Source organism: Acinetobacter faecalis (genome assembly GCF_034187745.1).
Classification (GTDB): Bacteria; Pseudomonadota; Gammaproteobacteria; order Pseudomonadales; family Moraxellaceae; genus Acinetobacter; species Acinetobacter faecalis.
Window position 1 is genome coordinate 1 of the sequence record NZ_JAXHPF010000002.1, and the last position, 23624, is coordinate 23624.

A 23624-nucleotide genomic window follows, 5' to 3' on the forward strand; every position below is an offset into this window, starting at 1 on the left:
TTCAGCAGTTTCAGCAGTTTCAGCAGTTTCAGCAGTTTCAGCAGTTTCAGCAGTTTCAGCAGTTAACTTATTATCTTTCAAATATTTCTGCAAACTTGGTGACTGATAGATTGTTTTGCCATTTTCAAATTTTACAATTTTGTATTTTTTTAACAGCTCTACTAATATTTTTGCAACATCCTCTTCAACTTTCAAAATCGCTTTCAGCGAGTTTAATAATGTTTCTAACTTCGCAGGTCTCGAACCTTGCTTGTTTAGATATTCACAATATTGATAAATTAAAAATTCTATTTTTGTGTCCGCTTTTATCTCATTTAAAACATGAGGAGGAACTAAGGGTTTTTCATGAATAATCTTTGCTTCAAATTTTGCAATTTTCAAAAGATCAATCACATACTCCATTGAATGGTCATTCGACATAACTTCAAAAGAATACTCTTTAGCTGATACTTGAGTTGCTAGCTGACCCGCTATGAAAGCCAACCCAAAATCAGCTGCATCTTTCCCAACTCTTGGCATTTTTAAAACCTTTAATTTTCCATTCATAACAAATGGTGCAAGCTGTACCAGACCATCCAAACTAAAATTAACAGGTGATTTCGCATAAACTAAATAAACATATTGATACTGCGACAAATATTTTAATAATTCTTTTTCTGTTTTTTGCAAATTCTCAATATCAAGCAATAAAATTTTTTTCATATTCCCCTCAAAATATCAACCTATTCTCTAATTCAAAAACATCTCATGGCTGTACAAAATTTCATGTCCATTCCAATAAATATAGCCTTTATCTAAAAGCTCTTTAAGCAATAAACGAATATTCGATTGTGGAAATAATTGCTCCAACAAATCACGCAATTCATATATATCTTTAGGTTTATTAGACTTTAACTCTCGAAGTTTTTGTGCAACTTCCAATTGAACAGGATCAAGTACCGCAAAGTTTTTGAACAATCCGTTTTGTGCATTTTGAATGTCTGCATTTGCATTTAATTCATTTTCTGCTTGCGCTTTTTCCGCTTTAATATCGGCAATAAATTCCAATGCAGATTGCGTCAATTTTTCAGGTTCATCAATATTTTCTAAATCTAATAAAACCCATTGTTTTAAAACTTTCTTTCGAAATGAAATTTGATCTTCAAAATTTTTCACAAGTTTTAAATTAATCAACATGCCAATTAAGTGTTGTGCTTTTTCTGCTTCTACATTTAATACATTTAAAATTGAGTTTTTAAGTTTATCAATTGTATTTGGCTTACCGGACATTGTGTCCAAAACATCACAATATTGCTTAACAAAGATTAAATCTGGATTGTTCAAAATGGCTTGAACACTTGGCACAACTTGCTTGGTCACTTTTGTTGCAGAATTTTCTAATTCAACTTGAATTAAGCTACAACTAATATTTGAACTTTGTAGCATTAAAATAAGCATGTCACTGCTTGGGATTGCTGAAATAACTTCAACATGTGTATCTGCATCTAATAATGCTAATAACTGTCCAACCACAACAGCATATTCAAACTCTCGTTGTGATGCTTGAGGCGTGTCTAATACCACAACTTGACCGCTGCTAATCCAGCTTGCAAATTCGGTTAAATCTTCTAAAGCAAACTCAAATTTACCACTGCAATTAAATACATAGAGGGTTGAATAATGTTCAATCACTTTACGCAATAAAGATGCTGTTGGAATATTTTGCTCTAAATCGAATAGAACGACTTTTTGGCTCATAGATACAATTATGTTCAATAGTTAATTTTATTAGACAGATAAGCGCAAAAAAGGTCAAATAAAATTCGACCTGATATCGCTGTTTAAACCAAACAAGTTGTGAATAAAACAAAACTCATTAATAATGCGGTGGTTTGTTCGTCAATGGGTCAAACGGTGCAATTCCATCAGAAATATCTGATGCATCTACACGTTGATACAAAATCCGCATTTGTTTTTTTAAATCAGCAAGTTCTTGACCTTGAATAATCAATTGTTCATTCAACTGATCAACTAAATCATCTAAAAATGCAATTCGCACTTGCAAATCTTCAATGGGTGCGGAAAATGACGCCTGTTCATCAAGATTTTGTTGTTTAGTCACTTTACACTCCTCATGTAGGATTTTAGGAAACATTATGGCCTATATTACTTTAAGGGATGTCCAACTAGCGTTTGGCGGACCTGCCCTACTCGACGGCGCGAACTTCAGTTTAGAACGTGGCGAACGAGTGTGTTTAATCGGTCGTAATGGTGAGGGTAAGTCTACTTTACTTAAACTGATTGAGGGAACTTTATTACCAGATGCTGGTGAAGTTTCATTACAAAACGGCATTACAATTTCAATGCTTGCTCAAGATGTACCCATGGATTCTGGCAAAGTAGCCGATATTGTTGCAGATGGTGCAGGCGAAGCTGCCTCTGTTCTTCGTGCATATCACGAAGCAAGCGATGCTTGTGTACTTGGCGATATGGATGCATGTGAGCGCATGGGCGACTTACAGCATAAAATGGATCAGTTAGATGGCTGGTCTTTAGAAACAAAAGTAAACTCTATTTTAAGCAAAATGGGCTTAGACCCAGATGCAGACCTTGCAGATTTATCAGGTGGTCGTAAGCGTCGTGTACTTCTTGCACGTGCTTTGCTGACTCAACCAGACGTTCTATTACTAGACGAACCAACGAACCATTTGGATGTTGAAAGTATTGAATGGTTAGAGAAATTTTTGCTTGATCAAAATAACTTAACATTATTGTTCATTTCACATGACCGTTCATTTGTAGACAGCATTGCAACACGTATTGTAGAGCTTGACCGCGGTACTTTACGTAGCTTTGAGGGTAACTATTCACGTTACTTAGAGCTTAAAGCTCAACAAATGGAAGCTGAAGAAAAGCAAAATGCACTTTTTGATAAACGTCTTGCAGAAGAAGAAGTTTGGATTCGTCAAGGTATTAAAGCACGTCGTACTCGTAATGAAGGTCGTGTTCGTGCATTAAAAGAACTTCGTGAAGAGTCTAAAGCACGTCGTTCACAGCAAGGTAAAGTGAGCATGGCAACACAAGAAGCCAATCGCTCAGGTAAACTTGTATTTGATATCGAAAATCTTAGCGTTACCTTTGGCAACAATGCACCAATCATTAAAGATTTCTCGGCATTGGTTCTTCGTGGTGACCGAATTGGTTTAGTTGGTGACAACGGTGTTGGTAAAACAACATTAATCAAAGCAATTTTAGGTGAACTTGAACACGCAGGTTCTGTGAAAACAGGTACTCAGCTAGAAGTTGCTTATTTTGACCAATTACGTAACGCGCTCGATTTAGAAAAATCTGTAAAAGATAACGTATCTGAAGGTTCAGACTTTGTTGATGTAAATGGTGGTCGTCGCCATATTTACAGCTATTTACAAGATTTCTTATTCTCACCTGAACGTGCTCGTACACCTGTTAAAGCACTTTCTGGTGGTGAACGTAATCGTATTTTACTGGCGAAATTACTGCTTAAACCATCTAACTTAATTGTAATGGATGAGCCAACAAACGATTTAGATATGGTGACTTTAGAGTTACTCGAAGAAATGCTAGGTGGTTACAAAGGCACACTTCTATTGATTTCACATGACCGTGCATTCATGGATAACGTTGTAACTTCTACTTGGGTATTCGACGGTAAAGGTCAAATTGATGAATACATTGGTGGTTATCAAGATTACCTAGAGCAACGCCCTGATCAAACAGCTGTAGATCAAAAAAACGATGTAAAGAAAGCGCTTGCAAAAGCTGAAGCTGCAGTTCCTAAAAAAGCGAAGTTAAGCTATAAAGATCAACGTGCTTTAGAGCAATTACCTGCTGAAATGGAAGCTTTAGAAAAAGAGCAAGCTGAAATTAATGAACAACTTGCAGATGGTTCTATGTTTGTATCTGATGCAGACAAAGCAATGAAACTTTCTAATCGTTTAACTGAAATTGACGAGCTTTTGCTTGAAAAGTTAGAACAATGGGAAACACTTGAGAATTTAAGCAAAGGCAACTAAGCTTAATTTCTGATTCAAAAAGACATCTATGCCTTTGGTTTAGATGTCTTTTTATTTGCATAAATCAATCGTGTTAAACTACATCGAATTTTTAAGGTTACTTTGTTGCAATGAGTAAAAAGCCAGACTACAAACCAGGTGAATTTCAATGGTCATTTTTATTGCCCAAATATTGGGGAATATGGGTGGGTATTATCTTCCTGATGATTTTGGCAATTTTACCTTGGTCAATTCAGCACAGAATTGCCCGTGTATTAGGCTCAATTGCATTTAAAAGCTTAAAATCTCGCAAACAAACCACTATTCGCAATTTAGAATTATGTTTCCCTGAATGGTCTGAAGCTGAAGTTTTGGAGAAATCTGAGCAAGTCTTTATCGATCAAATGCTTGGAATTTTTGAAACACTAAATGCTTGGTACTGCCCAAAGTGGTTTGAAGGTCGAATAGAAATTGAAGGTTTGGAACATATTCAAAATGCTCAAGCACAAGGTAAAGGTGCACTCCTTTTAGGAACGCATTCTACCTTACTTGATGCTGGCGGTTATGTTTGTGCACAATATTTCGACCCAGATGTGGTTTATCGTCCACAGAATAATCCATTACTCGATATGTTGATTTACCGTTGTCGCTCAACTATTTATACCAATCAAATTGACCATGATGATATGCGTGGCTTAATTCGTCATTTAAAAAATGGACGTGCAATTTGGTATAGCCCTGACCAAGATTTCGGCTTGAAACAAGGCGTAATGGCACCTTTCTTTGGTGTTCCTGCTGCCACAGTTACAGCGCACCGTCGTTTATTAAAAATGACCAAAGCAGAAGCCATTCCGCTTTATTTCTATCGTGACGGTGATATTTCAGATCCAAAATATAAAGTTTTAATTGAACCACCTGTAGAAAACCTACCAAGTGATGATGAACTTGACGATGCGACTCGCACCAATTTAATTATTGAACGTCAGCTTCGTATAGCACCTACACAATATATGTGGTTCCACCGTCGTTTTAAAACACGTCCAAATGGTTCTGAAAGTTTATATTAATATTTAAAATTTATTACCCCTAAAAAACAACAACCCGAGTTCTACATCCTGTAAAACTCGGGCTATATGGGGTTGTGCTGTTCATGTATTTTTTATTTTATATTTGGTTATCCTAACCACACATCATTTCCTTGATGTTTTTCCTTCAGCTTGGTCTTCCTTAGTGGGACTATCCATTCCCGTTCCATGTGCTGATGTAGTAACAATAAGATTTTAACCTGAGTCTTCATAGCCTCTATCTCCTCAAAAGCTTGTAGGAGATTGACTACAAAGATATGTCTCCTGCATTTAAGATTTATAATCTTGCGCAATTTCATCTGTCACAATTTTTTCCTCTTTCTCTGCCTTTTCAATACCTTCTTGAATTGCCTCTTGTGCTTTTTCTTCATCTTCCTTAGTTTGCTCAAGCTCTTGTTGAACTTGTTCAAAAATTCGTCCTGTTTGCAAAACCACATAAATAGGAAAGTGATCTGAACCCATATGTTCTAAGCGTTTCATTTCCACCAAAGCAAAGTCCGTGCTATGAAATACATGATCGAGTGACCAACGAAGTAATGGATAATCTGCGTGGAAAGTATTGACATAATGACGTCCTACTCGCGGATCTAATAAACCGCTAATACGCTGAAATAACCGTGTTGTACGTGACCATGCAACATCATTTAAATCTCCCATAACAATGCAGCTTTCATCTAAATCTTTAATTTGATCACCCACAATAAGCAATTCAGCATCACGTAATTTAGAATCTTTTGCTTCTGTTGGGCTTGGTGGTTTCGGATGTAAACAATACAGCTGAACTTGATTACCCGAATCTAAAGTTACAGTCGTATGAATAGATGGAATTTCATCACTTAAAATAAATTTTACTTCTGTGTCGGATAATTTAAGTCGGCTATACAAATGCATTCCGTATAAATTATCTAATGGCACAGGAACTCGATATGGATAATTAGGCTCAATCACTTCTAATTGTTTTTGCCATACATCATCTGTTTCTAGCGTTAAAACAATATCAGGTTGATATTCTTTAATTTGAGCAATTAAAGCATCATATTTTTTATTGGGTGTCAGTACATTTGAAACCAATATTGAAATTTGTTTACTCGCATCGAGTTGTTCCTTACGAACTTGTTTTACCTGTTTTTTCCAAATAAAGGTATAAGGCAACACCATTTTTAGCTGATAAGCCAGTGCTGCAATTAAACCTATAAATATAATTTCACGCCAGATATCCCACGGTGAATCCCAACCCAGTAGTAAAATAAAAGCAATGATTCCGAGTACCAGTATTTGTAAGCGTGGAAAATCTGCACCACGAAACCACCACTCATCGCGAGGAATGAGCGACCAGAAGCTTAGCCAAATCACCACAACTGCTAATATCTCTATCCAGACCATAACTTTTCTCTTATATTCTTAATTTTTTATTGATTCATAAATTTATATCAATTTTCCATGTAACATAAACAAGTTATATTTCACAATATAAATGCTGTTTTCTTTGTGTAGCACTTGCAGTTACGTACTCTTTTGATACACTCAAACCCCCTTTTTTTTATTTTAACGCACCGAGGCAAAGTGACATGAAAGTAGGTCTGGTCGGTTGGCGCGGGATGGTTGGTTCTGTCCTTATGCAACGTATGGTTGAAGAGAATGATTTTGCTCATTTCGAGCCGTTCTATTTCTCTACCAGTAATGCAGGTGGTGAAGCCCCTGCGTTTGGCGGTAAAACTGCCCCAGCACTTATGGATGCGACAGACATTGATAGTCTGAAGCAAATGGATGTCATTATTACCTGCCAAGGTGGTGATTACACGTCTGAAGTTTTCCCTAAATTAAAAGCGGAAAACTGGGCTGGTTACTGGATTGATGCTGCATCTACATTACGTATGGATGATGAAGCAATTATTGTGCTCGATCCTGTAAACATGAATGTCATTAAAGATGGTTTAGTGAATGGCACTAAAACATTTGTAGGTGGTAACTGTACAGTTTCCCTTATGTTGATGGGTCTTGGTGGTTTATTCCAAAACAATTTAGTGGAATGGGCAACATCAATGACATATCAAGCAGCTTCTGGTGCAGGCGCGCAAAATATGCGTGAACTCATTAGCGGTATGGGCTACTTGTACAACAATACAAAAGATTTGTTAGATGACCCACGCTCACCAATTCTTGATATCGATTCAAAAATTGCTGAACTACAACGTGGCGAAGGCTTCCCATCTGCAAACTTTGGTGTGCCTTTAGCTGGTTCCCTCATTCCTTATATCGACAAACAGCTTGAAAGCGGTCAATCGAAAGAAGAATGGAAAGGCCAAGTTGAAACAAACAAAATCTTAGGCAATCAGCAAATTGTTCCTATTGATGGTCACTGTGTACGTATTGGTGCAATGCGTTGTCACTCTCAAGCATTAACATTGAAATTGAAAAAAGATGTTCCGCTTGATGAAATTGAAGATATGTTACGCAATGCAAACCAATGGGCTAAAGTTGTTCCAAATACACGTGAAGCGTCTATGACAGACCTTACTCCTGTTGCTGTAACAGGTACTTTAAGTGTTCCTGTAGGTCGTTTACGTAAGCTGAATATGGGTAAAGAGTACTTAGGTGCATTCACTGTTGGCGACCAATTACTTTGGGGTGCTGCTGAACCTTTACGTCGTATGCTTCGTATTTTAATTGACTTTAAAAGTGCTTAATCTCAATTAAAAACAAAAAAAAGCCGGTCATTCATGATCGGCTTTTTTATGACAGTTCACGGTAATTGTTTTACAAATAGTCAACAAATCGCTAATCTATAATTATAATTTCCGCTTTGCGATTGTGACCGAGCTAAAGATTAATATGACCACATATAACAAGTTAAAAATCGCGATTTTAGCAATTTTTGCATCACAAAATATTTATGCACTCAATGTCGACCCTGCCATTATTCAATCAAGTGCAGGCGAGCTACTTTATGCCGAATTAAATTTCCGTCAATCTGACATAAATACACCTCTTGAGGTAAGCCTCGCAAAACCAGAAGATTTAATGTCTATTGGTGCAACACATCAGCCTCCTGGACATTTAAACTTTTTCACCCGTAGAAATCCAAATGGTTCCGGTGTAATCACAATTACATCTTCTAGACCAATTATTGATTCTGAAATTAATATTATTGTTAAAATTAAAGAAGGCTCTACTACACGTTTACAGCAAATTAAAAAACCACTTGCTCGTAACAACACTTCTACAAACAGCAGAACGACATCCAAAGAAAATTCATTAACCCCTATTATGGTTGTTAATGAAAAAGATATTGCTTTAAATTTACCCACAAGTAGTACGTATGCACCACAAATAACAACACCATCAACTACAAAGTTTGAACCATTGAAGGTTACAAATACAGCTACTCAAGCACCGACTTTAACAACACCAGCACCTGTTGTATTTCAGTCTACTCCTTCTACCAATACACAGGAAATATTAACCAAATCAGCTCAGTCTGAAGAAACTATAGAGAAAATTACTCCTCCAGAACCCGTAAAAGCACAAAATACAGCTCCAAAGTCGGTGTCAGCTCAAAATATTCAAATTGCACCACCTATTCCACAATCAAACGTTTCTGCCGACCCTTTAGTTAAAAAGTTTGCAGATGCAGAACGTGAAAAGAAAGCTTTAAAAACAGAAAATAAACCTGAACCTAAAAAGGTTGAACCCACAACATTACCAAATAGTAATGACAAACACATAGTTCAAAGCAATGAATCTTTATGGGCAATTGCATCTAGAGTTGCTGGTGAACAAAATCGCTCTGTCAATTCTGTGATGCAACAAATTAAAGCCAATAATGAACATGCTTTTATTCAAGGTGATGCTAACCGCCTAAAGCGCGGGGTAACTTTAAATTTACAAGAAACATCAACTGACGATAATGCGCGTAAAGTAGCTAAAAATAAAGCAACACATCCTAAAACTAAACAGTCTGGAACGGCAAAATATCGTTTAAGCCAAGCAGAAATGAGTTTAGTTGCAGAGAGTGAAGACAACTCAGCGCACGGTTCTGCATCAAAAAATGCAAAAAGTAATGTAACTTCTCCAGAATTATCATCAAAGGTTATGACATCTCGAGAAAAAACCGTTAAATTACAGAGAAACGTAACTCAGTTAGAAATAGCATTGAATCAAAAGGATCATAGAATTCAATTATTGAATGCTCGTCTTGCTCAACTTCAACAACAGTTGAAAAATCAACAAGACGCAAAAAAATCTCATAACTAATTTGTTACACACCAAGTTTTCAAGGATTTGCCCTTACTAAAAAAGGCAATATCCATAAGGGGTATAGATATGCTGATGTATGTGATTCCACTCATCATTTTGATTGTCGTTTTACTTGTTGTCAAAAAGCGTCAAGATGCTCAAGAATCAGGTCAGCCTAAAAATAAAGGAAATACGAAAACTAAGGCTAAAAAATCAAGTTCTACACGTGTCCAAGCAAAACCAACAAAAATTGTTGAAGATGAAGTTGTTGAGCCTAAACAAACTCAGCCTCTTGCAACTGAAACACGTAAAAAAATTGAAACCTTAATTCAAGATCGTAATTTCTTTGCAGCAGAAGCTCAAATTAACCAAGCTTTAAAACGTGATAACTCTCAACACGAATTATATTTATTATTACTGGATGTCCATCTTGAACAAAAAGATGAATTTGCAGTTAATCAACTTTTAAGTCATATCAATGCCTTAGAATTGCATGAAATTGCACAAAAAGCTGAAGAGAAAGTTGCTACTGAAAAGTCTAAAGCTAAATCTAATGATTTTATTCAGTTTACACCTAGCCATGAGGAAACTGCCCAGCAGCCAGTAAAACCTGTAACTCATGACTCATTTTCAGATGATGCTTTTGATGCACTAATCAACAATCCATCTGAACCTGTTCAAACAATTACTGAAGAAAAACCTAAGTTTGAAAATACGGAGTTAGAGTTCACCACATCTTCTAGTTCCGAAGCCCAAGAAACTGTTGAACCTCTTGTAGAAAATAATACACTAGAATTTTCTACGGAATTTACGACAAACGAAATTCAACCACAAGTTGAAAAAAAGTCTGCTATTGATGAAATTAAACCTCTTGATTTTTCATTCACAATTTCAAGTAATGAAACAATTGAAGAAAAAGCAAGTGAACCAGTTCAAGCTAATGTAAATGATGAACCACAAAAATCGAATGAGTTTAATTTAGATTTTGTGATAGATCAAACACCTGCTGTAGAACCTGAACAACCAAACACTAAATTAGATGAACAACCTGAGTTCAGTTTCAATCTAGATTCTGCACCTGTTGTTGAAGATGTAAAAACAACTGAAGTAGAGCTTGAAAAAAGTTTCGATGCATCAGTTTTAGAAAATACTACACCAGCGCCTGTTGCTACAGAAACACCTATTGTTGCTGTATCTGATATAAATCTTGCAGATCCTTTAGTTCAATCATTCCCTTCTCTTTCAGAGGTTAATGAAGCTGAATTGAATTTAGACTTAGCTAAAAAATATATCGAGCTAGGTGCTTATGATGCTGCACGTGAAATTTTAACTGACAGCAACGTGAACTTTTCAGATGAACAACGTCAAGTTGCAGATCAATTACTGAATCAAATCGCATCTTTATAAAAAACGAATTACACTAAAGCAGTCATTATTGGCTGCTTTTTTTATGATGAAAAAAATTGCTTTGATTTATATGGGTGGAACTTTCGGCTGTGTTGGCGAACCATTAGCACCAATGCCTGCTGAAAAATTTATTCCATTATTACAACGAGTACTTCCGCCTCAATTTAATATTGAATGCTTTGTTTCGCCTATTATTAAAGACAGTAGTGCTTGCACCGCTGAGGATTGGCTGAAACTTGTAAAATACATTCAAGAATTACAACAAAATCAATATCAACATTTTGTGATTATTCACGGTACAGATACTTTAAGTTATGCAAGTGCTGTTCTAGCGCATTGCTTAGGAAATTCTGCAAGTGTTGTTCTTACTGGTAGCCAATATCCTCTGCTTAATGTAAATGGCAATGATACACGCGAATTTACAGATGCCACAGATAATCTTAATTTTGCATTAGATTCCGTTGCAAAATGCTCAAGTGGCGTTTACTTGGCTTTTCACCATCGTTTAATTCACGCTCAAACTGCGTTAAAACGACATACAACAGAACTTGATGCATTTACAGGGATAGATGCGAATCAGGCTATTTATGCAAATACAGAAGCATTTAAGATAGATGATCAGCTTATTTTTAAAGCTCAATGCTTTAATTGCCTGAATATTATGTGGCAACCCATTTCTATTGATGCACAAATCCAAAATTTAGAATTGTTTATTGAAAATCCACCACATGTATTAATTTTACAAGGATTTGGCACTGGAAATATTGCTGTGAATGACAAACTCATTCAGGTTTTAAAAAGTATTCAAGCAAAAAACTGTGCAGTGATTATTAATAGCCAAGTCCCTTTTGGCTCTCTCGATCAACGCTATGCCGTGAGTGAATGGATCACACATGCAAAATTTTTGGTAAGTAATAGCTTTAGTCATGCAGATCTTTATGCAAAAGCATTAAAAATGTATTTAAAATACGACTCCGTAGAACAATGGCATGACCATTGGATTGATTAAGGATTTGAGGTGAATATGCAACGTTTTGCAGTCGGTATTGAGTTTTCTGGCGTTCATTATAGAGGGTGGCAAACTCAACAAGCTGGCGTAGTAAGCGTGCAAGAAACCATTGAAACGGTTTTATCCAAAATTGCCAATGAACCCATTATGCTTCACGGCGCAGGTCGCACCGATGCAGGCGTGCATGCAACAAATATGGTTGCACATTTTGATACCAATGCCATTCGCCCAATTCGTGGTTGGTTGATGGGTGCAAATAGCACATTGCCTAAAGACATTTCTATCCAATGGATTAAAGAAATGGATTCAGATTTTCATGCGCGTTTTAAAGCACAAGCACGTCGCTATCGTTATGTCATTTATAATAATCCACAACGTCCTGCACTTTTACACAAGCAAGTTACTCATGTGTTTAACCCATTAAATGTTAAAAAAATGATGGAAGCGGCAAAAAAATTCGAAGGTACGCATAATTTTGAAAGCTTCCGTGCTGCTGCCTGCCAATCGAATCAACCTGTTCGTCATGTCACGCACTCAAGACTGATTCGACATGGTTGTTATTTAGTTTTAGATATTCAAGCCGATGGTTTCTTGCATCACATGGTCAGAAATATTGTGGGCTGTTTATTAGAAATTGGGCAAGGTATGTATGATGTTGATCATATAGATGAAATTTTTGCAGCAGAAGATCGTAAAGCTGCAGGTATTACTGCTCCGCCTGATGGCTTATATTTCATTCATGCAGATTATCCTGAACAATTTGATTTACCTAAAATACCTTTAGGACCACATTGGCTGAATATGCCCGAATAATAATCTCTCCTAACCTCCAACTCCCCTCCTGAGCAAAGCTTAAGCACTGCTTTAAGCTGAAGCGCAAGAAAGGAGGGACTTAGGATAAGAATTAACGTTGCTTTCTTTTTCTATATTCCACAGGTGTTTCATTTGTCCAACGCTTAAATGCGCGGTAAAACGTACTTGGCTCAGAAAAACCCGTTAAATAAACAATACGCTCTACACTTTCATTTGTTCCTGCCAATAAGCGTTTTGCTAAACGACAACGATAATCTGAAAGAATTTGCTGAAAGCTTGTATGCGCTTCACTTAATTGCGTACGTAAGCGTCTTGGTGTGATATTCAACTGCGAAGCAACTGTTTCTAAAGTTGTTTCACCACTTTCTAATGTAAAACCAATTGCACGTCTTACTTCACCCACCAAATCATAACGTGCAAGTTCTTGTAATTTTTCTAATGCTAATTGTTCATGCATATGAAAAAGTTCAGGCTCTGCTTGCCATAATTGATAATCTAAAATTGCAGGATCAAAATAAAGACGCGTTTCTTTTTGCCCTAAACTTACAGGGCATTCGTACACACGTAAATATTCATCGTCAGAAGCACCCTGACTAAAATTAAAATCGATATAGATGGGTTCGAAACGACCTTCAGTAATAAATTTAAAGAACCGAAGTACACCACTCATCGCACATTCAGAAAAATGCCGATTTACAATATTTTCAGCATGAGCTTGTATGCCATTGGTAAGGTAGCAACGTCCATCTTCAACCACCAATGTTGCATTAAATGCATCACTAATTAAACGCTGATATGCTAAGGCACGTTTTAAGCCCTCACCAAAATTCTCAGAAGAAATAAACAGATGTTCAATGACTTGCCCACGATATAGCGGTAAGTGTTCCCCTAAATGCAAACCAATATCTGTGTCACGACTGACTTCTTCTGCTGCCACCCAAAACGCATATTGGGCATTTAGTGGAGTACGATCATTGGCATCAACTTGACCTAAAGCAACACCTGCCTTTGTCAAAATTTCATCTGTAGGTAAACCAGCACGACGAATCGCTTGGTAGCCCAACCGCAGTATTACCGATGCATCTGTTTGCTGACTCACTCAAAAACCTTCCTTGTATGTTCTTCATTTATACTTAAAACATTCAAATTAGATTAACTGTGATTGACCAAACTGACAACAGAGCAACCCTTGTTTTATCAAAAAAACTTTAAACGCACTATTCGCTTATTTGATTGACAGATGACCATACTTCAAGGCTTAGAACCTTGTAATATGCAAAAAAATTGACTATAATTTGCGCCTTTCCAATTTGATACTCAGGTAGGCTATGGCCAATAAAGAGGAACTCATCGAGTTCGAAGGCGTTGTCACCGAAACGCTTCCTAATACTATGTTCCGTGTACGTTTAGAAAACGGTCACGAAGTGATTGCCCACATTTCTGGTAAAATGCGTAAACACTATATTCGTATTTTAACTGGCGACAGTGTTAAAGTTGAAATGACACCTTATGATTTAACTAAGGGTCGTATCACTTACCGTGCACGTTAAGTTTTAGCGATAGCAAAAAAAGTCACTGTGAAGTGGCTTTTTTTATATGTCTAAAAAATGAATGTCAAATATGTAAATATTGGCAAATTAATTTTCAATTAAAAAAATACTGAAATAAAAAAACGCAGCGAATACGCTGCGTTTTTTAATACACGTAAAACTTAGTTCAATGCAGATACAACTGCTTGACCCATTTCTACTGTACCTACTTTTGTATTGCCTTCAGACATAATGTCAGCAGTACGTAGACCTTGATCTAATACATTGCCTACAGCATCTTCAATTGCTTGAGCAGCAGCTTCTTCACGGAATGTATAACGAAGCATCATCGCAACAGATAAAATAGTTGCTAATGGGTTTGCAATGTTTTGACCTGCGATATCTGGTGCAGAACCATGACATGGCTCATACATCCCTTTACCTTCTTCATTTAAAGATGCAGATGGCAACATACCAATAGAACCTGTCAACATTGCAGCTTCATCAGACAAGATGTCACCAAACAGGTTAGAAGTCACAATTACATCAAACTGTTTAGGCGCACGTACCAATTGCATAGCAGCGTTATCTACATACATATGAGATAAGTCAATATTTGAATATTGCTCTTCTTTTAGTGCAGTTACTGTTTGCTTCCAAAGCTCAGTCACTTCAAGTACGTTTGCTTTATCTACAGAACATACTTTACCGCCACGTAAACCTGCTAATTCAAAAGCAACTTTAGCAATACGTTTAATTTCAGACTCAGAATAAACATCTGTGTTGAAACCTTGTTTTTCGCCATTTTCTAATTCACGAATACCACGTGGTTGACCGAAGTAAATACCACCTGTTAATTCACGAACAATTAGAATATCTAAACCAGCAACAATTTCAGGCTTTAAGCTAGAAGCATCTGCCAATTGTGGGTAAAGAATTGCAGGACGTAAGTTAGCGAATAAATTTAATTCACTACGAATTTTTAACAAACCACGTTCTGGACGAATTGAACGCTCAATTGTGTCCCACTTAGGACCACCAACAGCACCTAACAAAAGCGCATCAGCTTTTTTCGCTTGTTCTGCTGTCACTTCTGGATATGGTGAACCGTGTGCATCAATTGCAGCACCGCCCAATAAACCTTGTTCCCACGTCAAACCTAAGTTGAATTTTTCATTTACACGTGTAAGCACTTGTTCAGCAGCTTTTACGATTTCAGGACCAATGCCGTCACCCGGTAAAATCAATATATGTTTTGACATGAGTTTTTCCATTTTTAGTATCAATCTAAGATTGATGAAATATTAAAGTTTTTTCTCTGTAAACTCGCCAAGTCCACTCAAGACATTGTAAGGCTTACAGAAACGTCGAATCACTTTTTGCCCTTCTTTTAGATCTACACATAATGGCTCTGGTGCAGATACATTCAGAAGGCTACCGCTTACATTATTTCGTTTACGGTACATATTAAATGTGTATTTCTGATTTGCCTTAAAGTTATGTATGACATACAGCTTTTCAGCACGATCCTTAGACACTGGATAAAAACGAATAACCACTTCATGTTGCTTAGGTTGAACAGACAAATACACTTTGTTTGCATCTATGGCTTGCAGATTAATTCTGACAATTCCCTGTTCCATCGCATCTCGATTAATTCGATGGTTTCTTTCCTTTACAATGAAGGTTGGTCCCAAACGTTCAAATTCACACACCTCTACACCCGAGCAATAAAGTTTTGTATTCGCTTGTGTACTTGGTGTTTCCTGAATTTTTTTTAATCTAGCAGTGTCTAAGCTTTGGCAGGCTGCTAAAGTCATAACAGCACTGCACAATAAAATAATTTGACCAAAAGATTTTATTTTCATTTTAGACCAACCCAAGAATGTCAAATTCATAATAGAAATTATTATGCTTTGATATTATCAAGAGTTAAAGCATTAAACTACGATAAAATCTTTGAAAAATTAGCCCTTAATTTCACTAAAAACCCAAGGGCGTGATGCTTTAGTTTTTTCTTCATAAGCACGAATATCATCGCTTGCTTGTAAAGTTAAACCAATATCATCCAAACCATTCAATAAACAATGTTTACGGAATGGATCAACTTCAAATTTAAAGCTTTCACCACTTGGTGTACGTACTTCTTGTGCTTCAAGGTCAATCGTTAATTGATAGCCTTCAGTTGCAAAACATTCTTTAAATAATTGATCAACAATCTCTTCAGATAAGATCACAGGCAACATGCCATTTTTAAAGCTGTTATTAAAGAAGATATCTGCATAACTTGGTGCAATTACAGTACGGAAACCATATTCTTCCAATGCCCACGGCGCATGTTCACGGCTTGAGCCACAACCAAAGTTAGCACGTGAAATTAAGATTGAAGCACCTTGATAACGTGGTTGGTTCAACGCAAAATCTGGGTTTTTAGGACGCTTAGAGTTATCTAAACCTAAATAACCTTCATCCAAATAACGTAATTCATCAAATAAGTTTTCGCCAAAACCAGTACGCTTAATTGATTTCAAAAACTGCTTTGGAATAATTAAATCTGTATCAACGTTAGCACGGTCTAATGGTGCAACAATACCTTGTTCAACGGTATAAGCTTTCATCTTTTAGCTCCTATTAGAATGTACGAACATCAACAAAATGACCTGCAATTGCAGCAGCAGCTGCCATTGCTGGACTCACCAAATGCGTACGACCGCCATTACCCTGACGACCTTCGAAGTTACGGTTTGAAGTCGATGCACAATGCTCACCTGGTTGTAATTTGTCAGCATTCATAGCTAAACACATTGAACAACCTGGCTCACGCCATTCAAAACCAGCTTCCATTAAAATTTTGTCTAAGCCTTCAGCTTCTGCTTGTGCTTTCACCAAACCTGAACCTGGAACAACCATCGCTTGTTTAATAGATGATGCTACTTTTTTGCCTTTCGCAACTTCAGCAGCAGCACGAATATCTTCAATACGTGAGTTTGTGCAAGAGCCAATAAATACGCGGTCTAATTGAATATCAGACAATGCCTGACCTGCATTTAAGCCCATGTAGTTATAAGCACGTGTCCAATCGTTACGCTGAACCTCATCTTTCGCTTGTTCTAAAGTTGGAACAGCTTGAGAAACAGGAATTACCATCTCAGGAGAAGTTCCCCAAGATACTTGTGGCTCAATCTCTTCACCTTGTAATACAACAACTGTATCGAAGTGTGCATCTTCATCAGAATGTAAAGTATTCCAATACGCAACCGCTTGATCCCATTGCTCGCCTTTTGGTGCATAAGGACGATTTTTTACGTACTCAATAGTTTTTTCATCAACAGCAACCATACCAACACGCGCACCACCTTCGATTGCCATGTTACATACAGTCATACGACCTTCAATCGACATATCACGGAAAACTTGACCACCAAATTCAATCGCGTGCCCCGTACCACCTGCGGTACCAATTTTTCCAATAATTGCCAATACAACGTCTTTTGAAGTCACGCCTTGACCTAATTTACCGTCAACACGCACCAACATGTTTTTCATTTTCTTTTGAACTAAGCATTGGGTAGCCAATACATGTTCAACTTCTGACGTACCAATACCATGTGCTAAACAACCAAAAGCACCATGCGTAGCAGTATGTGAATCACCACAAACCACTGTCATACCCGGCAAAGTTAAACCTTGTTCAGGTCCAACAACATGCGCAATACCTTGACGCACATCATTAATATCAAACTGAACAACATTAAACGTTTTACAGTTGTCATCTAAAGTTTGTACTTGAATACGTGAAGTATCATCTTCAATACCTGAAATACCTTCAGAACGTTCTTTTTTCGATGTAGGAACATTATGGTCAGGTGTTGCAACGTTAGCGCTTAAACGCCAAGGTTTACGACCTGCAAGTTGTAAGCCTTCAAATGCCTGTGGAGATGTTACTTCATGCAATAAATGACGATCTATATAAAGTAAAGCCGAACCATCATCACGTTGTTTTACTAAGTGGTCATCCCACAATTTATCGTACAATGTCTTTGCTTTTTGGATTTCGCCTGCCATGTCGATTGACTCCACTGGACTGGGTATATTTTTGGATTAATTTGATTATAGCCTGCATATGATATAAATCTAATTTATCATTTTTATTAGTTCAAAAACTTTTAGGAATGCAAAATTTAATTTCCCATCCTTTCTTATTTCTTCACTTTTACAAGCAAAAAATATAGACAAATAATGACTTTTAACTGCATTTTTATTAATACTAAAAAACATTAAAAATCACATCAAGTATTTGTATTAATTTAATATTTACAATTAAAAAAACTGCTAAATAATTAATCTCATAAAAACTTAACTTTATCTTCATCATCTATTAAAAATTTCTATACATGAGTATACTCGTTGCAGAAAATTATTTTATATAGCCTCTAAATTTTTAGCTAAAAGCTACTTTTTTATAGAGGAAAATGACAGGACATTTATGAAAGCGTATTTAGACCTACTACAACATATCCTAGACAACGGTGGCGATAAAGGTGATCGCACGGGTACAGGTACACGTTCTGTATTCGGTCACCAAATGCGTTTTGACCTTTCTAAAGGCTTCCCGCTTTTAACCACCAAAAAAGTACATTTCCGCTCAATTGTTATTGAGCTACTTTGGTTCCTTAAAGGCGATACTAACGTTAAATATTTACAAGACAACAAAGTAAGTATTTGGGATGAATGGTGTACGGCAGAACAAACTGCACGTTTTGGTCGTCCTGAAGGCGAACTTGGTCCTGTTTACGGTCACCAATGGCGTAACTTTGGCGGCACAAAAAAAGAAAATGGTTTATATGAGCAAGATGGTTTCGACCAAATTAAATGGCTTATTAATGAAATAAAAACGAATCCAAACTCACGTCGTTTAATTGTGTCTGGTTGGAACCCAAACGAAGCAGGTCAGGTTGCATTACCGCCTTGCCACACATTGTTCCAATTCTTTGTTCACAATGGAAAATTGTCTTGTCAGCTTTATCAACGTAGTGCAGATGTGTTCTTAGGTGTACCATTTAATATTGCAAGTTATGCCTTACTTACACACATGATTGCGCAAGTTTGTGACTTAGACGTTGGCGATTTTGTTTGGACTGGTGGCGATACACATTTATATGCAAACCATTTTGAACAAACCAAATTACAACTTAGCCGTGAACCTTTGCCTTTATGTCAATTAAAGCTTAATCCTGAAATTAAAGATATTTTTGACTTTAAATTTGAAGATATTGAAATTGTAGGTTATGAATCACATGCAGGTATTAAAGCGCCTGTAGCGGTTTAATTTTTATAAAATAATCCCCTAAATCCCCCTTTTGTAAAAGGGGGAGTTTTTATATAGACCTTTTGATTTAATAAAGGGAAAATTAGGACGGATTCAAAGGGTTAAAGTCTTATGTCATTTCAAAATTTAGAAGTTGTTCACGTAGTTGCAATGGATCAGAAACACTGCATTGGTAAAGGTAATGACTTACCTTGGCATATTTCTGCAGACCTCAAACACTTCAAAGAAATTACCCAAGGTGGCGTTGTAGTCATGGGACGTAAAACCCTAGAATCTATGGGGCGTACACTACCAAAGCGTGTGAACTGGATTATTACCCGAGATACAAATTGGGCTTTTGAAGGCACTAAAGTTGCTTACAGCATTGAAGATGCATTAACTCAAGCTGTTGAAGATGTAAAAGCATCAGAAAAACCTGACACAGTATTTATTATTGGTGGCGGTGAAATTTTCAAACAAACCATTGGTATTGCAGACCGTTTAGAACTCACTCATGTAGAGCTTGATGTTCAAGGTGACGCACACTATCCAGAAATTCCAGATAACTTTATGAAAGTTGCTTCTGAAAAACATATAGACGACAAAACAGGTATTGCTTTTGAGTTCGCAACTTACCGAAAATAAAGATAATTATTTTTATAAAATAGACGCCATATGCAAAATATTGGTAAAAAACAAAATTCAAAGAAACTGGGAATGACCATCGCTCATTCCCTTTTTAATCTATTTGTTCTTTTTAGCTCCATATGGCTATGCATGGCAATTTGGTTTCAAGAACCCATTAGCCCACTTTTTAGCAAAATTATTATTGGTTTTTGGATTGTTTTTGCACTGAGTATTTTAGGTATTCATTTTTGTAAAAAATTTTTAAGTCGAACAAAAAGCATCCTCATTTATTCTTTTACCTTTTTATGCGCCTTAATTTGGTATTTCAGCATCCCACCACTTCAAGACCGTGAATGGAATCCCGACGTTGCAAAATCACTAAGTTTTGAACAACGCGGTGATATTGTTACGCTTCATAATGTTCGAAATTTCACATGGCGTACAGAACAAGACTTTGACGAAAAATGGGAAACACGCACCTTTAATTTAAATGATCTTTCAGGTGTAAATATCATTACATCTTATTGGATGGGGCCAGAAATTGCTCACACGCTGGTCAGTTTCGATTTTAAAAATAGTGCGCCTTTAACGTTTTCAATTGAAATTCGCAAAGAAAAAACTGAAGACTTTTCTGCACTTGGCGGTTTTTTTAGAAAGTTTGAATTAAGCCTAATTGCAGCAGATGAAAAAGATATTATTTATACGCGTAGCAACGTTCGCGGTGAACAAGTTTATTTTTTTCCTGTCGCAATGCCTAAACCTGAAATGCGTGCATTATTTGAAGAGTACTTAAAGAAATCTGCCAAATTAGAACAAGAAGCTAAATGGTACAACACACTTACAAGCAACTGCACCACGCTTGTTTTTGACATGATTCAATCAGTTTCAAACAATCAATTACCTGTCGATTATCGTCTTCTTGCTTCTGGCTACTTACCTAATTATTTATACGACTTGAATGCTCTTAACCACGATTGGTCTATGAAAACTTGGTATGAAAAAGCACATGTAAATCCAAAAGTAAAAAATATAGATGATTTAACGAGTGAAAAGTACTCAAAAATTATTCGAGAGCAACTACTCAAACCAAAGTCACAAGCAGATTAAAACAAGAAGCCTATAAATTTGTAAAATTTATATACAAATAATTGCATAAGTTTCTAATTTTTTTAGTTATATTAATTAAATCAATTCATAAGGACATTTAAAAATGTTGAAAAAATTCTTAGCAGTTTCGCTTTTAGGTTCAACATTGGCTTTCGTTGGTTGCCAATCATTACCACAATTACCAGGGACAACAGCAAACCTTAATCAATTACAAAACAAAACTTGGGTTGCAACTAAAATTGGTAGTGCAGCACTTATCACAAATCCTTCAGAACGTAATATTGCAAGCTTACAGTTTGATGAAGCAACTAAGCGTGTAACAGGTTCAGATGGCTGTAACCGCCTAATGGGTTCTTTCGACGCTGGTAAAAACTCAATTTCTTTCAGCCAAGTTGCAACAACACGTATGGCTTGCCTAAATAATTCAAATGTTGATCAACTGTTCAACAAAGCTTTAGCGCAAGTAACAAACTACAAAGTAGAAGGTAAAACTTTATCTTTACTAGATGCTCAAGGCACAACAATGATTCAATTTGAAAGCGCAATTCAACCGCGTTAATCAAATAAAAAGAGCCTGCTTTATGCAGGCTTTTTTTGTATCTATTTATATGAATAATATTGTAAACATTCAAAACTTCCCCATATATTTAAACAATATAAATATTTAGGATAATTTCATGCAAAAAGCATTATTTGGTGGTGGATGTTTTTGGTGTACAGAAGCTGTTTTCTTGCAGCTTAAAGGGGTAACACACAGCACAAGCGGCTATGCAGGCGGACATACAACAAACCCAACTTATGATGATATTTGCCGTGGCGATACCAACCATGCTGAAGTTATTTTAGTCGAGTTTGATGAAACTCAAATTTCATATGAACAACTGCTAAATGTATTTTTTGCGATTCACGACCCTACAACGCTAAACCGTCAGGGCAACGATGTCGGCACACAATATCGCTCTGTAATTTATTATTTTAATGATGAGCAAAAGCTACAAGCAGAAAAAATGATTCAATCTTTAAAAGATGAAGATTTGAATATTGTGACGGAGCTTAGCCCAGTTCCAACTTTCTATCCTGCTGAAGAATATCATCAAAACTATTTTGCAAAAAATCCTACGCAAGGCTACTGCAACTTTGCCATTCCACCTAAATTATTAAAATTAAGCAGTAAATTTTCAGATTTACTTAAATAATCTATATGCACATTATTTAAAATGTCACGCAATAAAAAGGACTGCACATGCAGTCCTTTTTAACACCTTAGATTCTTAGATGAAATACTTAAGCTTTCACTTCCGTGTGCCAAACATAATCTTGTGCTTGACCTTTTAACGTCATTTTTAAACGATCACCTTTTGCAAGTGCAGCAACACCAGCAGGCGTACCCGTCATCACCACATCACCAGCTTCTAAAGTAAATACTTGGCTAATATCTACAAGTAAAGAACCAATATCAAAAATTAAGAAAGATGTATCGCCTTTTTGACGCAACTCATCATTAATATGAAGTGTGTAATGCACATCATCCCAATTTTGAACTTCAGAAGCATCAATCCAATCTGCAAGAATACATGAACCATCAAATGCTTTCGCACGTTCCCAAGGATGACCTTTCTTTTTCAAATCATCTTGTACATCACGCAAGGTTAAATCTAAACCCAAAGTCATTGCACCAATTGCTTCTAATGCTTTCTTCGGGTCTGTTTCCGCTTTTAAAGTGCGGTCAATACGTAAAGTCAGTTCGCACTCATAATGACAACTTCCCCAGTCAGAGTTCCACGAAATACCCTCTTCCAACGAAATTAAACTGCTTGGTGGCTTCATAAACAAAACAGGACGATCAGGAATTGTATTTCCTAATTCTCTCGCATGATCTGCATAACTACGACCGACACAAACAATTTTAGATGGACGTGTATTCATGATGTTCCTTTTCTATCACTGAGGTTAAATTATTTTTTATTAAAAGTATTTTCAAAGATGGTTTTGTCTGCCGAATCATTAATTGCACGCTTTGGCACAATGATCACAGTTTTGTTTTTAAGCTCAAGCATATATGTCAATTTACCACTGGCAAAATTTTGCACATCGGTATAATTCACAGTTGCTTTACGACCATTTGCATATAAATCTGCATAGTCTTGATATAAATCCAAACCTTGCTCGCTTTTACCAAACTGATATTTCACAAATTGGCGCTTAAACATCATCGGTAAAAACCAGTAGCGCATAAATAATTGTAATAATAAAAATACTGCACCCAAAGCAACATAATAACGCCCAACACCCTCAAAGCCTAAATAAAAGCCCCAAATCATAATACCAAGGCTTACAGCAGGCGTAATGAAACGTGTAAATTGCTTTTTACCAAAAGTCGCAAGTGCGAAACCATCTTGCGATTCTTCTAAGTTTAGAAAATAACGTAAAGATAAAGTAGGCTTAGTTTCAGACATCTATGCATCATCAATATTTTATAAAGTGAGCTAAATA

Annotated in this window: 24 protein-coding genes; 13 read left to right on the forward strand and 11 right to left on the reverse strand. The window is 36.4% G+C overall.

Annotated elements, in window-relative coordinates; all coding sequences use genetic code 11:
* The 3 genes from SKM54_RS01820 to SKM54_RS01830 form a co-directional block, all read right to left on the reverse strand.
* The coding region (locus tag SKM54_RS01820) for a PIN domain-containing protein (RefSeq protein ID WP_321093736.1) at positions 1 to 702 on the reverse strand (702 nt) is incomplete at its 3' end.
* Between the two features lie 27 nt (positions 703 to 729).
* Positions 730 to 1737, reverse strand: coding sequence for a hypothetical protein (locus SKM54_RS01825; RefSeq protein WP_321093737.1), 1008 nt, complete (start codon positions 1735 to 1737; stop codon positions 730 to 732).
* A gap of 118 nt (positions 1738 to 1855) precedes the next feature.
* A complete protein-coding gene (locus SKM54_RS01830; RefSeq protein WP_248109627.1) occupies positions 1856 to 2101 on the reverse strand; it encodes a SlyX family protein in 246 nt (81 codons plus the stop codon).
* Positions 2102 to 2135: 34 nt separating this feature from the next.
* Here SKM54_RS01830 and SKM54_RS01835 point away from each other — a divergent pair, with 34 nt between their 5' ends.
* Both SKM54_RS01835 and SKM54_RS01840 read left to right on the forward strand, forming a co-directional pair.
* Entirely contained in the window at positions 2136 to 4031 is a 1896-nt protein-coding gene (locus tag SKM54_RS01835; RefSeq protein WP_321093739.1) for an ATP-binding cassette domain-containing protein, read from the forward strand.
* A 110-nt stretch (positions 4032 to 4141) separates the two neighbouring features.
* Positions 4142 to 5077, forward strand: coding sequence for an LpxL/LpxP family acyltransferase (locus SKM54_RS01840; RefSeq protein ID WP_321093742.1), 936 nt, complete (start codon positions 4142 to 4144; stop codon positions 5075 to 5077).
* 288 nt (positions 5078 to 5365) lie between these two features.
* Here the strand turns inward: SKM54_RS01840 and SKM54_RS01845 are convergent, their stop codons facing one another.
* Positions 5366 to 6478, reverse strand: a complete 1113-nt coding sequence (locus tag SKM54_RS01845; RefSeq protein ID WP_321093744.1) for an endonuclease/exonuclease/phosphatase family protein — start codon at positions 6476 to 6478, stop codon at positions 5366 to 5368.
* A gap of 185 nt (positions 6479 to 6663) precedes the next feature.
* Here SKM54_RS01845 and asd point away from each other — a divergent pair, with 185 nt between their 5' ends.
* The 5 genes from asd (at position 6664) to truA (ending at position 12560) form a co-directional block, all read left to right on the forward strand.
* Positions 6664 to 7782, forward strand: coding sequence for an aspartate-semialdehyde dehydrogenase (gene asd / locus SKM54_RS01850; protein WP_321088877.1), 1119 nt, complete (start codon positions 6664 to 6666; stop codon positions 7780 to 7782).
* A gap of 145 nt (positions 7783 to 7927) precedes the next feature.
* Positions 7928 to 9349, forward strand: a complete 1422-nt coding sequence (locus tag SKM54_RS01855; RefSeq protein WP_321093746.1) for a FimV/HubP-related protein — start codon at positions 7928 to 7930, stop codon at positions 9347 to 9349.
* Between the two features lie 69 nt (positions 9350 to 9418).
* The gene (locus tag SKM54_RS01860) at positions 9419 to 10738 is read left to right on the forward strand and encodes a FimV/HubP family polar landmark protein (protein WP_321093747.1); all 1320 of its coding nucleotides are present in this window, start codon (positions 9419 to 9421) and stop codon (positions 10736 to 10738) included.
* 43 nt (positions 10739 to 10781) lie between these two features.
* Positions 10782 to 11747 (forward strand): asparaginase, encoded by a 966-nt coding sequence (locus tag SKM54_RS01865; protein ID WP_321093748.1) that lies wholly within the window; start codon positions 10782 to 10784, stop codon positions 11745 to 11747.
* 15 nt (positions 11748 to 11762) lie between these two features.
* Positions 11763 to 12560: a tRNA pseudouridine(38-40) synthase TruA gene (gene truA / locus SKM54_RS01870; RefSeq protein ID WP_321094109.1), complete on the forward strand. Its 798-nt coding sequence runs from the start codon at positions 11763 to 11765 to the stop codon at positions 12558 to 12560.
* A 91-nt stretch (positions 12561 to 12651) separates the two neighbouring features.
* Here the strand turns inward: truA and SKM54_RS01875 are convergent, their stop codons facing one another.
* Positions 12652 to 13659: an AraC family transcriptional regulator gene (locus SKM54_RS01875; RefSeq protein ID WP_321088881.1), complete on the reverse strand. Its 1008-nt coding sequence runs from the start codon at positions 13657 to 13659 to the stop codon at positions 12652 to 12654.
* A 229-nt stretch (positions 13660 to 13888) separates the two neighbouring features.
* On the opposite strand from SKM54_RS01875, the gene infA reads away from it, so the two are divergent.
* Positions 13889 to 14110: a translation initiation factor IF-1 gene (gene infA / locus SKM54_RS01880; protein WP_001284370.1), complete on the forward strand. Its 222-nt coding sequence runs from the start codon at positions 13889 to 13891 to the stop codon at positions 14108 to 14110.
* A gap of 161 nt (positions 14111 to 14271) precedes the next feature.
* Here the strand turns inward: infA and leuB are convergent, their stop codons facing one another.
* From leuB to leuC, 4 genes are all read right to left on the reverse strand, one after another.
* Positions 14272 to 15351: a 3-isopropylmalate dehydrogenase gene (leuB, locus tag SKM54_RS01885; RefSeq protein WP_154771888.1), complete on the reverse strand. Its 1080-nt coding sequence runs from the start codon at positions 15349 to 15351 to the stop codon at positions 14272 to 14274.
* Between the two features lie 42 nt (positions 15352 to 15393).
* Positions 15394 to 15957 (reverse strand): hypothetical protein, encoded by a 564-nt coding sequence (locus SKM54_RS01890; protein ID WP_248102016.1) that lies wholly within the window; start codon positions 15955 to 15957, stop codon positions 15394 to 15396.
* A 99-nt stretch (positions 15958 to 16056) separates the two neighbouring features.
* Positions 16057 to 16707 carry a 3-isopropylmalate dehydratase small subunit gene (gene leuD / locus SKM54_RS01895; RefSeq protein ID WP_248102013.1) on the reverse strand — a complete coding sequence of 217 codons (651 nt, stop codon included), beginning with the start codon at positions 16705 to 16707 and terminating at the stop codon, positions 16057 to 16059.
* A gap of 13 nt (positions 16708 to 16720) precedes the next feature.
* Positions 16721 to 18154, reverse strand: a complete 1434-nt coding sequence (gene leuC / locus SKM54_RS01900) for a 3-isopropylmalate dehydratase large subunit (protein WP_321093750.1) — start codon at positions 18152 to 18154, stop codon at positions 16721 to 16723.
* Positions 18155 to 18575: 421 nt separating this feature from the next.
* Between leuC and thyA the strand changes: the two genes are divergently transcribed.
* The 5 genes from thyA (at position 18576) to msrA (ending at position 22327) form a co-directional block, all read left to right on the forward strand.
* Positions 18576 to 19418 (forward strand): thymidylate synthase, encoded by an 843-nt coding sequence (thyA, locus tag SKM54_RS01905; RefSeq protein ID WP_321093752.1) that lies wholly within the window; start codon positions 18576 to 18578, stop codon positions 19416 to 19418.
* A 111-nt stretch (positions 19419 to 19529) separates the two neighbouring features.
* Positions 19530 to 20042 carry a dihydrofolate reductase gene (locus SKM54_RS01910; RefSeq protein ID WP_154771883.1) on the forward strand — a complete coding sequence of 171 codons (513 nt, stop codon included), beginning with the start codon at positions 19530 to 19532 and terminating at the stop codon, positions 20040 to 20042.
* A 30-nt stretch (positions 20043 to 20072) separates the two neighbouring features.
* Positions 20073 to 21131 (forward strand): Lnb N-terminal periplasmic domain-containing protein, encoded by a 1059-nt coding sequence (locus SKM54_RS01915; RefSeq protein WP_321088751.1) that lies wholly within the window; start codon positions 20073 to 20075, stop codon positions 21129 to 21131.
* A 103-nt stretch (positions 21132 to 21234) separates the two neighbouring features.
* Positions 21235 to 21690, forward strand: a complete 456-nt coding sequence (locus SKM54_RS01920) for an META domain-containing protein (RefSeq protein WP_321093754.1) — start codon at positions 21235 to 21237, stop codon at positions 21688 to 21690.
* A gap of 118 nt (positions 21691 to 21808) precedes the next feature.
* Positions 21809 to 22327: a peptide-methionine (S)-S-oxide reductase MsrA gene (gene msrA, locus SKM54_RS01925; protein WP_321088886.1), complete on the forward strand. Its 519-nt coding sequence runs from the start codon at positions 21809 to 21811 to the stop codon at positions 22325 to 22327.
* An 88-nt stretch (positions 22328 to 22415) separates the two neighbouring features.
* Here the strand turns inward: msrA and SKM54_RS01930 are convergent, their stop codons facing one another.
* Together SKM54_RS01930 and SKM54_RS01935 are read right to left on the reverse strand one after the other, a co-directional pair.
* Positions 22416 to 23057 carry a fumarylacetoacetate hydrolase family protein gene (locus SKM54_RS01930; RefSeq protein ID WP_321091230.1) on the reverse strand — a complete coding sequence of 214 codons (642 nt, stop codon included), beginning with the start codon at positions 23055 to 23057 and terminating at the stop codon, positions 22416 to 22418.
* A 29-nt stretch (positions 23058 to 23086) separates the two neighbouring features.
* Positions 23087 to 23587, reverse strand: a complete 501-nt coding sequence (locus SKM54_RS01935; RefSeq protein ID WP_248102010.1) for a YcxB family protein — start codon at positions 23585 to 23587, stop codon at positions 23087 to 23089.
* Positions 23588 to 23624: the final 37 nt, after the last annotated feature.

Excerpts from the sequence above, each read along its gene's own strand:
- SKM54_RS01855 (WP_321093746.1), top strand. The coding sequence starts at position 7,928 with ATGACCACATATAACAAGTTAAAAATCGCGATTTTAGCAATTTTTGCA.
- SKM54_RS01860 (WP_321093747.1), top strand. The coding sequence starts at position 9,419 with ATGCTGATGTATGTGATTCCACTCATCATTTTGATTGTCGTTTTACTT.
- SKM54_RS01840 (WP_321093742.1), top strand. The coding sequence starts at position 4,142 with ATGAGTAAAAAGCCAGACTACAAACCAGGTGAATTTCAATGGTCATTT.
- SKM54_RS01835 (WP_321093739.1), top strand. The coding sequence starts at position 2,136 with ATGGCCTATATTACTTTAAGGGATGTCCAACTAGCGTTTGGCGGACCT.
- SKM54_RS01920 (WP_321093754.1), top strand. The coding sequence starts at position 21,235 with ATGTTGAAAAAATTCTTAGCAGTTTCGCTTTTAGGTTCAACATTGGCT.
- SKM54_RS01935 (WP_248102010.1), bottom strand. The coding sequence starts at position 23,587 with ATGTCTGAAACTAAGCCTACTTTATCTTTACGTTATTTTCTAAACTTA.
- SKM54_RS01845 (WP_321093744.1), bottom strand. The coding sequence starts at position 6,478 with ATGGTCTGGATAGAGATATTAGCAGTTGTGGTGATTTGGCTAAGCTTC.
- SKM54_RS01865 (WP_321093748.1), top strand. The coding sequence starts at position 10,782 with ATGATGAAAAAAATTGCTTTGATTTATATGGGTGGAACTTTCGGCTGT.
- SKM54_RS01930 (WP_321091230.1), bottom strand. The coding sequence starts at position 23,057 with ATGAATACACGTCCATCTAAAATTGTTTGTGTCGGTCGTAGTTATGCA.
- leuB (WP_154771888.1), bottom strand. The coding sequence starts at position 15,351 with ATGTCAAAACATATATTGATTTTACCGGGTGACGGCATTGGTCCTGAA.
- infA (WP_001284370.1), top strand. The coding sequence starts at position 13,889 with ATGGCCAATAAAGAGGAACTCATCGAGTTCGAAGGCGTTGTCACCGAA.
- leuC (WP_321093750.1), bottom strand. The coding sequence starts at position 18,154 with ATGGCAGGCGAAATCCAAAAAGCAAAGACATTGTACGATAAATTGTGG.
- SKM54_RS01910 (WP_154771883.1), top strand. The coding sequence starts at position 19,530 with ATGTCATTTCAAAATTTAGAAGTTGTTCACGTAGTTGCAATGGATCAG.
- SKM54_RS01890 (WP_248102016.1), bottom strand. The coding sequence starts at position 15,957 with ATGAAAATAAAATCTTTTGGTCAAATTATTTTATTGTGCAGTGCTGTT.
- SKM54_RS01825 (WP_321093737.1), bottom strand. The coding sequence starts at position 1,737 with ATGAGCCAAAAAGTCGTTCTATTCGATTTAGAGCAAAATATTCCAACA.
- leuD (WP_248102013.1), bottom strand. The coding sequence starts at position 16,707 with ATGAAAGCTTATACCGTTGAACAAGGTATTGTTGCACCATTAGACCGT.
- truA (WP_321094109.1), top strand. The coding sequence starts at position 11,763 with ATGCAACGTTTTGCAGTCGGTATTGAGTTTTCTGGCGTTCATTATAGA.
- SKM54_RS01915 (WP_321088751.1), top strand. The coding sequence starts at position 20,073 with ATGCAAAATATTGGTAAAAAACAAAATTCAAAGAAACTGGGAATGACC.
- msrA (WP_321088886.1), top strand. The coding sequence starts at position 21,809 with ATGCAAAAAGCATTATTTGGTGGTGGATGTTTTTGGTGTACAGAAGCT.
- thyA (WP_321093752.1), top strand. The coding sequence starts at position 18,576 with ATGAAAGCGTATTTAGACCTACTACAACATATCCTAGACAACGGTGGC.
- asd (WP_321088877.1), top strand. The coding sequence starts at position 6,664 with ATGAAAGTAGGTCTGGTCGGTTGGCGCGGGATGGTTGGTTCTGTCCTT.